Source organism: Microcoleus sp. (assembly GCF_049646505.1).
Taxonomy (GTDB): domain Bacteria; phylum Cyanobacteriota; class Cyanobacteriia; order Cyanobacteriales; family Microcoleaceae; genus Microcoleus.
This window is the reverse complement of sequence record NZ_JBARVX010000404.1, coordinates 1-10,075: the sequence shown is the minus strand read 5'-3', so window position 1 is coordinate 10,075 and position 10,075 is coordinate 1. Positions and strand designations below refer to the sequence as shown.

Genomic DNA, 10,075 nt, shown 5'->3' with positions numbered 1-10,075 from the left:
GGATTACTTCACAAAAGATACGATCGGCAAACAGATCGTTCGGTCTGCTGATAGTGTCTGTGCTAATATTGCTGAAGGAAGAGGTCGTTATAATGACTCCCGATAATCGGCGTTTTGTAAAAATTGCGCTTAGGCTCTTTGTACGAAACCGTAAACTGGTTAAGATTAGCATAAGCTAGACAACTTATCACAAGCGAAGAAGTAAGCAAATTTAAACCAATTGTCGATAAGTTACTACCAAAACTTAACGCTTATTTGAGTTCAATAGGACACAGGGAATAAATTACAAAAAAAGCCCCATCCCTCCGCTTCGCTCCGCCCAATTCCCCATGCCCCATGCCCCATGCCCGTGAGTACCTCCAGAAACCTAAGAAGTGCTATATGTAGGGTGCAGGTTGCACACCTTACGGCTGCTCTTTCAGGATGAATCTCATTGACTTTTCAAAGCTTTTTACCTATGCATGTTTGTCACCACTCTTGCAAGGATTGATATAAATTGAGAAGGTTTTAATGATATCGAGGAATTGCTGCAAAATGGTGGACGAATGATTGTGCCGCCAAACAGCAGTTAATTGAGTGGTTGTCGTTTGTTCCTGAATCGGACGATAGACTACTCCTTCGCGTTGAAGATTCTGTACGTGAGATGGCAGAATGCTGATACCTGTTTCGCCTGCGACTAATCCCAAAATTGTGACCATAAAGACGGCTGTTTGAGCAACTTTAGGAATAAATCCAGCTTGCGAACATACATGGTAAATTTCCTCAGATAAGCCAGCCACAATCTGATGAAGGGGCATTACAAATTCTTGCTCTTTTAGATCGAAAAGCGAAATTTTGGATTGGGCTGCAAGTGGATGGTTTTTGGGTAAAACGGCGACAAGTGGTTCTTGCGTGAGAGACATCGTTTCTAAATCATTGGCTTCAGAAATATCGTGGTAGAGATAGAGAAAAATGATATCAGTCTGGCGATCGCGCAACCTCTGAATTAGGGAAGCACTATGTTCTTCCTGCAAAATCAGTTGTACCTCTGGATATCGCTGTCGAAAAGTTCGCAGCATCTCTGGAAAGATACCATTGGCGATCGAACTGGGAAAACCCACCGTCAAATAGCCCAATTCACCCTGATGAATTCGCTGTGTTTTATGTACCGCTTGTTCTAACTGTACCAAAGTTGCGCGAGCTTCTTCTAAAAACGCCTGTCCTGCTGGGGTTAGCTGAAGCGGGCGACTTTTGCGATCGAATAGCTTCACACCCAATTGGGCCTCTAAATCTTTAATTTGTTGACTTAGGGGCGGTTGGGCCATGTGCAATCGCTTTGCCGCGCGGCTAAAGCTCAGTTCGTCTGCCACTGCAATGAAGTAACGGAGATGGCGAAGTTCCATAGGTTATACGATTTTAGATTTTAGAATTGAACGATTGGGAATGAATGATTACTATCATGGTTTGGAACACTGGTATAAAGTTGCATTCTCTATTTTAACTAATTTTAAATACTATATTTTTTAAGTATATTGTTATATATAAACAAGTATTTGACATATAGCAATCAATTATTTATCGTGAAAGTAAGAGTTAATAATTTCGGCAAAAACTACCCATTTAAGTATTGCTTAATGAGGATTATTCATGATTTCGCACGTAATTCGACGAGTTGCAGTTGTGGGAGGAACCCACGGAAACGAGTTGACTGGGGTTTATCTGATTAAGAAGTTTCAACAATTCCCAGACTTGCTGAAACGATCGAGCTTTGAGGTGGTTACTCTATTAGCTAATCCTCAAGCGGTAAAGTTCAATCGGCGTTATGTCGATCGCGATTTGAACCGTTGCTTTGGCGAGGAAGATTTGTCTAACCCAGATTTGAGGGGTTACGAGGACAGGCGTGCTAAGGAAATCTGGGCCCAACTATGTCCGAAAGACCAACATGGGGCTGATGCAATCCTCGACCTTCACAGCACAACGGCCAACATGGGGCTGACAATTTTACCATCTAGCAAACATCCATTCAATTTGCAATTATTAGCCTATTTGAGTGAGATCGATCCCTCAGTGCGAGTTTGTTTGGGGGAGCATTACGGTAACGATGCCCCAATGCTTCGATCGCTCTCTGCTTTCGGTTGCACCGTAGAAGTTGGGCCGATCGCCCAGGGAGTCATTAACGCCCGTCAGTTGCAGCAAACCGAAATGCTGGTTCACGCCATTCTGGATTATCTCGATGCACAAAATCGGGGAAAACCGCTTCCTACACCATCACATTTAACTGTATATCAGGCGATCGGCTCAATAGACTATCCCAGAAATTCAGTAGGCGAATTGCAAGCTGCGATCCATCCCCAACTTCAGTTCAAAGACTATGAACCCTTGCATCCCGGTGAACCGATGTTTCTCACATTTACGGGAGAATCGCTCCCCTATTCAGGAGAATCTACTGTTTTCCCTGTATTCATTAACGAAGCTGCCTATTACGAAAAACACATAGCGATGGTTTTGACGGAAAAACAACAGCTTCAGCTTGAAACGGCATAACTTGCCGAAAAATATGACTTTTATGAAACTAGGCTTATGACTTTTATGAAACTAGGCTTATGACTTTTATGAATTCAAGCAATGAATTTATGAATTGACAGACGATCTCGCCTATGGAAGAATGTTGATTAATTTCAAATCAACCATTGTCTCTCCTCAACACAAGTTAATCTCAAATTATCAGGAGTGAATTTATGGAAAGTACGCTCGGTATAGCAATCGATCGCCAACAGCAGCTCACAGCAGCATTAACAACCTTTGGTAACAGCGATCGGCTTAACTTTTTCACTGCATCCAGTCAATTTAACGGTAGCGTCCCTAGCAACGGCTTTGACACTGATAATTTGACAGCGATGGCGATCGGCGAACAACAACAAATAGCAAATTTTGTAGTAGCCCAAAGCAGCGATAGCCTCAGTTACTGGGCCAACGATCGAGCCGCTAGCGGTACATCTCCCGATCGACAACAATCGAACTCAGATGCGATCGCTGTGGGTACAGATCCCCTCACAGGAACGAGAACGGCTTCTCAATTGGATTTATCAGACCCAGGCAACTCCTTAGCAACTGCACGCAATATTGGTGTCGTTGATAACAATCGCCTCACCTTCAATGATTTTGTCGGAGTTGACGACAACGATGATTATTACCGCTTTACTATTAACAGCAATAGCGATTTAACCTTGCGTCTCGACGTTTTGAATGGGGCCGGCATCGAGTTGATTCAAGATAAAAATCGCAACGGTAAGGCTGATTATGATGAAATTATTGGCAGGGATTATGCCTCAGCAGGTGCATCCGGCGAGATAAATTTATTTGGTCTGACTCCCGGAGATTACTATGTCGGAGTTTATAGTTACTCTGGCTATAAGAATTACAACCTGGAGCTTACTGCAACACCTGCTACTGGTTTTAGCAGCAATTACGGATACGGTTTAGTGGATGCAAATGCAGCAGTAGCCCGCACTTTTAACAGTCCAGTTAAGTTCCCAGAAGTTCCTAATTTGGGCGGGAATGATTGGGCAAGAGACATGGTAAATGCGCCGGAAGTTTGGCAGGGGGGAATTACCGGAAATGGGATTGTTGTAGCTGTCGTCGATACCGGCGTTGACTACACCCATCTCGATTTAGATGCCAATATTTGGCAGAATGCGGGTGAAATTCCCAACAACGGTATTGACGACGATCGCAACGGATATATTGATGATATTCGGGGTTGGGATTTTGTGGGTAACGACAACAACCCGATGGACGAGAAGTTTTTAAGAAATGGTCAGCTTTTCGGTCACGGGACTCACGTAGCAGGTGCGATCGCGGCCGAACGCAATGGTTTTCACATCACAGGAGTTGCCCCCGATGCCAAGATTATGCCTGTGAGAGTTTTGCCGACATTTGGTTTCGGTAATTCGATTAATGTTGCTGCTGGAATTCGCTATGCTGCTGATAATGGAGCTAATGTAATTAACTATAGTGCGGGCGGCTGGTTTCCTAGCAGGGAAATTGATGACGCAATTAAGTATGCAACAGACAAAGGAGTTGTTGTCGTCATGTCAGCCGGAAATGATGGTTTTAGCAAACCAGATTATCCAGCTAGAAATGCCGATAGCTTTGGAATTGCTGTCGGAGCCGTCGATAGAAATAGCAAGATGGCTGACTTCTCTAACCGTGCAGGTTCCGCACCTTTGGATTACGTAATTGCACCGGGAGTAGACATCCTTTCTACAACTCCAAATAACACTTATAAAACCTACGAAGGCACATCGATGGCTGCCCCTCACGTAGCGGGTGTAGCGGCTTTAGTTTTGAGTGCCAATCCGAATCTAACTCCAGCTCAAGTTGAGCAAATCTTGATTTCAACAGCCAATTCAAATAAGATAATAGCCTAGGGAAAATAGGCAGCAACTATTAAAATTCTCCAGAAATGCAAGTCTTGAACAGGCAGGATGTCTGTTCCACAATAATATAATTTTTGGAGAAGTCTATTCAGAAACATTAGTCGATTCACCGAATATTTCACCTTTACCCAAAGAACACGATCGCAACTTACCCACTCCGACAGAGAAACCGAGTTTTTTACCGAATTTGCGGGTCACAACGCAGTATTTTCGTAAAAAACCCGGTTTCTGAACCCCCGTACACAAGCCCTAGCAAAAAATGGTTTGACGCGCCATATACTGTTGTTAGTTTTTACTCATGAGTCATGGCGAATTACAAAACTGTATTATTTTTTAACAGCCTAACTTTACTGCTAGTTGGGCTAGTGACTGGGTGCTTGAGTTTATTCGGTTCTTCGGTAAAAGGGTTATTTTTGCCGCCTTGCTCCGCCACGTATCCGGGTGCTGGTTTCTTTTTCTTGGCGTTCCAAATGTTATTTTATTTATCGGTAATGGTATGCGCTTTTACCTTTGGGTTGCTGAAAATTATTCAACCAAATCGCCCGGAAAATCGATTTATTTTATATTCGGCAATGTTTGCAGGCTGCTTTTTGTTCAATGAAGTTTTTCGCACCCACGTTCATCTGGGACGTGCGGGTTTTCCGAAGGTGACAATTGTTATATTTTATGCCGTACTGGCAGTGGCATACGGATTAACTTTTAGGAGGCAAATTAAATTGACTCCCTACCCTTTACTGTTGAGCGGAGTTGGGTTGTTATTTGTTGCCTTTTTTGCAGAAGCGCTGCCTTTAAAAAACGAGATTGTTTCGAGCTTGTTGGAGGGAATTCCGAAGCTGTTGAGCGGGATTAATATTGCACTTTATTTTTGGTTTGTGTGTCAGGGTTCGATCGTGCGATCGATCGATTTTTATAACAATAAATCAAATGCAAAATGAAGTAAGATGAAGATTTGCCGTTGGGTGGGGGCGGGTTTTTGAGATTGTCGGTTTTTGGCAAACATTCTTGGTAAAACCCGCCCCTACATGATTGTATAATCGGTTAAACTCACATCTTGCACCATTGTCAATAAACCTTTTATGAACAGGCAAGATGCCTGCTCCACAAAATAAATTCATCTCTTGTGGAACAGGCATCTTGCCTGTTCTTGAAAATGGTGCAAGATGTCAGTTAAAACAGAAAATATCTCTGCGCCATCGGCAAAACAGTTGCCGGTTCGCAAGTTAACAATTCCCCATCCGCCCTCACTTCATAGGTTTCTGGATCGACTTCCATCTGCGGCAAATAATCGTTGAGTTTCATATCTCTTTTACTAATCTGCCGCGTGCCCGAAACTGCTACAGTTGGCTTTTGCAAACCGAGCTGTGCGGCAATATCTCGATCGCGCGCCGCCTGAGAAACAAACGTCAAACAAGTCGCCCCAATCGCACCGCCAAAACTGCCAAACATCGGCCGCATATGCACCGGCTGCGGCGTGGGAATGCTGGCGTTAGCGTCTCCCATCTGCCCGTAGGCGATCGCCCCTCCCTTAATTACCAACTCCGGTTTCACCCCAAAAAAAGCCGGCCGCCACAAACACAAATCCGCCAATTTCCCCTCTTCCACCGAGCCCACATACTGACTAATTCCGTGAGTAATCGCCGGATTAATTGTATATTTTGCAATGTACCGCTTCGCCCGAAAATTGTCATTTTCTCCCTCTATTTCCCCCCCTTGATAAAGGGGAGTTATCCCTCTTGTTCCCCCCCCTTGATAAGGGGGGGTTATCCCTCTTGTTCCCCCCCCTTGATAAGGGGGGGTTAGGGGGGGTAAATTCCCCCTTTGCACCTTCATTTTATGAGCCGTTTGCCAAGTCCGAATAATCACTTCCCCAACCCTTCCCATCGCCTGCGAGTCAGAAGAAATCATACTAAACGCGCCCAAATCGTGCAAAATATCCTCAGCAGCAATAGTTTCCCTTCTAATTCTCGACTCAGCAAAAGCCACATCTTCAGGAATCCCCCGATCCAAATGGTGGCAAACCATCAACATATCTAAATGTTCTTCCAAAGTATTGACAGTGTAAGGGCGAGTCGGGTTAGTAGAGGAAGGCAAAACATTAGCTTGGCCGCAGACTTTAATAATATCCGGTGCGTGTCCGCCGCCAGCACCTTCAGTGTGGTAAGTGTGGATTGCCCGATTTTTAAAAGCCGCAATTGTCGCTTCCACAAATCCAGCTTCATTGAGAGTATCGGTGTGAATTGCAACTTGCACGTCGTACTCGTCAGCTACACTCAAACAATTGTCGATCGTCGATGGCGTAGTTCCCCAATCTTCGTGGAGTTTCAAACCCATTGCACCGGCAAAAACTTGTTCGACTAATCCTTGAGGTTGACTGCTATTTCCTTTACCTAAAAATCCCAGATTCACCGGGAAAGCGTCGGCTGCTTGCAGCATTCTGTACATATGCCAAGGGCCGGGAGTGCAAGTTGTGGCGTTTGTACCCGTTGCGGGGCCAGTGCCGCCGCCGATCATTGTCGTGATTCCAGAGGCGATCGCCACTTCTATTTGTTGCGGGCAAATAAAGTGAATGTGAGAGTCAATTCCCCCAGCAGTGAGAATCATTCCTTCACCGGCAATCACTTCTGTACCCGGCCCGATAATAATATCTACTCTATCTTGAATGTAAGGATTTCCGGCTTTACCAATTTTGTAAATTTTGCCGTCTTTAATCCCGACATCTGCTTTAACAATTCCCCACCAATCCAATATTAAAGCATTAGTAATTACCGTGTCAACAGCACCGTCAGCATTAGAAATAGGCGACTGTCCCATACCATCGCGAATGACTTTGCCGCCGCCAAATTTAACTTCATCCCCGTAGGTTGTGAAGTCTTGTTCAACTTCAATGAATAATTCTGTATCGGCTAACCGGACGCGATCGCCCGTTGTCGGCCCAAAAGTTTCCGCGTAGGCGCGACGATCCATTCTGTAACTCATATTAATGCACTCCTTACTTGATTTAATTTTGCCACAAACTGCTTAACCTGTTCTTCTGTTTTAAAGAATCCTTCAGCAATTAAACCAAAGGAATCATCTTGTTCTATTTCTTGATAGTTAGGTAACAAATCAGCAAACTCTTCTGCATCAATGTTTAAATAGTTGGAAATTCTATCTATGTATACCTTAACTTTTAGACCATCCCTAGGCGTGCTTTCAGTTAACAAAAGATTTAAGATAAGTTTGCCATTTCGACTTCTTTCTCTCAATGCCAGACCTTTTGTTGTTGTATTTATCCAAAATATATCTGGTACCACTTCGTCATAAAGTAGTCTATACACTTTTCCAAATTCATTGCCATCTGCCATTTCAGATAATTGTTCTAGGGTCAAGTTGGGATTTTTTTTGGATATATTTACAGGTTTTATTTCAGCATCAATCAACATTTTTCTTGCTAGTAACTCTCTACCGCTTGAGTCACGGAAATACTGGAATGTTGCGACATTGATTCTCACACCATAAGTTTCTGACAAGTATTTAATAATCCTTTCAGAATTACTATCTATCTGTGCAGCTACAATTATAATGTTGTGCTGATAATTCAAAATATCAGGGAAATCCGATCTAAACTTCTCACAGAAAGCATCTTCTAAGTTACTGCCATTTTTAGTCAGTAAATAAGCATTGGCAATTTCTGTAACTCTCTTTTTTGACAAATCCTTAACCCATGAGGCGTAATCCAAGGCTTGTGCTGTTACTTCTCTTGATGTTTTGTCCTTCTTTAACTCAACAATGACTAAATCTCCGTTCCTATCTATACATAAAAGGTCAAGTTGTCCACCATAATCAGTAATCACTTGCCGACCAATTACCAAGAGATCGTCTGCTAGGATTGAAATATCACGATCTAACCAGGTTTCCAAACGCGATTCTAAGTCTAACTTAGATTCGGTAATTTCATTCAATTTATCCTTTGATATTTGCCACAATCTAATTTGATCTGACATATCGAATTATAATCCTACTAATTATTCTTTTTAAGCTCGGCAAACAAGTCTCATCCATCTAACTTACCGTTGACTTTCCCGTTAAAGCCGTAGACTTCACGACTGCCGACAAACGGTACTAATTGCACTTCCCTTTCATCTCCGGGTTCAAATCGGACTGCTGTACCTGCGGGGATATCCAGCCGCATTCCTTTTGCTTGTTCTCGATTAAATGCCAAGGCTTCGTTCGCTTCATAAAAGTGATAGTGGGAACCGATTTGAATCGGTCTGTCTCCCGTATTCCCTACCAGCAATCGCACTGTTTCACGCCCTGCATTTAATTCAATTTCGCCTGCTGAAACAATCATTTCTCCCGGAATCATATCTATCTCCTGCGAGTTGTTGCGGTGGAATATTTAACGAATCGGATCGTGTACTGTAACGAGTTTAGTGCCGTCGGGAAAAGTCGCCTCAACTTGCACTTCGTGCACCATTTCCGGTATCCCTTCCATGACATCTTCCCGCGTCAGGAGAGTTGTCCCGTAGCTCATTAAATCTGCGACGGTGAGGCCGTCTCTTGCTCCTTCTAAAATCGCGGCGGAAATGTAGGCTAGTGCTTCTGGATAGTTCAATTTTAAGCCTCTTTGTTTTCGGCGCTCTGCTACCAGGGCGGCGGTAAAAATCAGTAGTTTGTCTTTTTCTTGGGGGGTGAGTTGCATTTTTATTCTGGTAAGGGCGATCGCATTATTTGGTTATGATATCGTTTACGGTTGTTTGTGAATGATTGAACCGCAGAGGGCGCAGAGGGCGCAGAGTCTCCAGAAGAGAGAGATGAATAATCTAGTTAGGAGGGCAACTATACCTTGAAACTAAAAGATTATCCTATTTTATCCAAACTCTGGGCAAACAGCAAGGGCGTTCTGAAAAAGATAAGCGCAGCAAGTGCCAAATGCTGACAAACCAGTCTCTAGCTGCGGTGGTGGATGAACCGCGATATCGGCACAGCAAACCGTTAGGAATACGAGTCACGCCGGCGGTGGAGTTACCAGGATAAATTGTTGCCTCAGATGGCAAAGCTCGCACTTTTTTTACTATTTCTGTAGTGACTGGTTCGCCGATCCAAGCGAGGGTGGCGACTACGGGTTTTCCTGCTAAACCGTGAGGACTTTCGAGCATTTCCGATCCACCTTTGAGCAATTGTCTGTCAATCCACAGAGGGCTGTTTTGTTGCCAGACTTCGGTGTGCGATCGCCATTCTCCCGACAAGAACTTTTCGCCCCTAGCACTGCGTCCAAACCGGGTAATTTCCCACAGCAAAATCCTCGCTGTCGGTGCTAATTCTACCCGCAGATTTTGCTGATAAATTGCGCCGTCAAAAACGATTGTTTCCTGCGGTAGCCATTCTAAATTAGTACCAGATTCTAGTTTGATGTCGATATTTTGTTGTGATTTTAGTCCGCTGCTGCGATAGATTTTACTAGCAGCGGCGCTGGTAATCAAGGCTTTGGTGTTGGGTTGGAGGTGAAAATTGCTGGAAAGCCGATCGCCCCCGACAACTCCCCCAGCCGTGTGCAAAATGACGCTGTGACAAACCTCTTTCCCTTCAGGATAAAACGGGCGCTGCACCTTGAGGGGCGCTTGCATTTGATTGTGGATGATTTGAGTTGAGCCGCTGCGGTTGGCGTAGACTAAATT

9 protein-coding genes and 1 pseudogene are annotated in these 10,075 nt (G+C 44.1%); 4 read left to right on the top strand and 6 right to left on the bottom strand.

All coding sequences use genetic code 11. The features are described from left to right. Window positions 1-282 (top strand): annotated as a pseudogene (locus WBA89_RS20125) (four helix bundle protein); the annotation flags it as partial. Between the two features lie 173 nt (window positions 283-455). Here WBA89_RS20125 and WBA89_RS20120 read toward each other — a convergent pair. Beyond that, window positions 456-1,382, bottom strand: coding sequence for a LysR family transcriptional regulator (locus WBA89_RS20120; RefSeq protein WP_424408955.1), 927 nt, complete (start codon window positions 1,380-1,382; stop codon window positions 456-458). Window positions 1,383-1,626: 244 nt separating this feature from the next. Here WBA89_RS20120 and WBA89_RS20115 point away from each other — a divergent pair, with 244 nt between their 5' ends. From WBA89_RS20115 to WBA89_RS20105, 3 genes are all read left to right on the top strand, one after another. Continuing rightward, window positions 1,627-2,523, top strand: a complete 897-nt coding sequence (locus WBA89_RS20115) for an aspartoacylase (RefSeq protein WP_424408954.1) — start codon at window positions 1,627-1,629, stop codon at window positions 2,521-2,523. Between the two features lie 194 nt (window positions 2,524-2,717). After that, a complete protein-coding gene (locus WBA89_RS20110; RefSeq protein ID WP_424408953.1) occupies window positions 2,718-4,409 on the top strand; it encodes a S8 family peptidase in 1,692 nt (563 codons plus the stop codon). Between the two features lie 314 nt (window positions 4,410-4,723). After that, a complete protein-coding gene (locus tag WBA89_RS20105) occupies window positions 4,724-5,353 on the top strand; it encodes a hypothetical protein (protein WP_424408952.1) in 630 nt (209 codons plus the stop codon). 232 nt (window positions 5,354-5,585) lie between these two features. On the opposite strand, the gene ureC is transcribed toward WBA89_RS20105, so the two are convergent. The 5 genes from ureC to WBA89_RS20080 all read right to left on the bottom strand — a co-directional run. Continuing rightward, window positions 5,586-7,394, bottom strand: a complete 1,809-nt coding sequence (gene ureC / locus WBA89_RS20100; RefSeq protein WP_424408951.1) for an urease subunit alpha — start codon at window positions 7,392-7,394, stop codon at window positions 5,586-5,588. Next, a complete protein-coding gene (locus WBA89_RS20095) occupies window positions 7,391-8,401 on the bottom strand; it encodes a DUF91 domain-containing protein (protein WP_424408950.1) in 1,011 nt (336 codons plus the stop codon). The genes ureC and WBA89_RS20095 overlap by 4 nt, the downstream gene beginning before the upstream one ends. A gap of 50 nt (window positions 8,402-8,451) precedes the next feature. Further along, window positions 8,452-8,763: an urease subunit beta gene (locus WBA89_RS20090; protein WP_424408949.1), complete on the bottom strand. Its 312-nt coding sequence runs from the start codon at window positions 8,761-8,763 to the stop codon at window positions 8,452-8,454. 33 nt (window positions 8,764-8,796) lie between these two features. Then, window positions 8,797-9,099, bottom strand: coding sequence for an urease subunit gamma (gene ureA, locus WBA89_RS20085; RefSeq protein ID WP_015179363.1), 303 nt, complete (start codon window positions 9,097-9,099; stop codon window positions 8,797-8,799). Window positions 9,100-9,262: 163 nt separating this feature from the next. Next, a partial coding sequence (locus WBA89_RS20080) for an urease accessory protein UreD (RefSeq protein WP_424408948.1) occupies window positions 9,263-10,075 on the bottom strand: 813 nt, incomplete at its 5' end.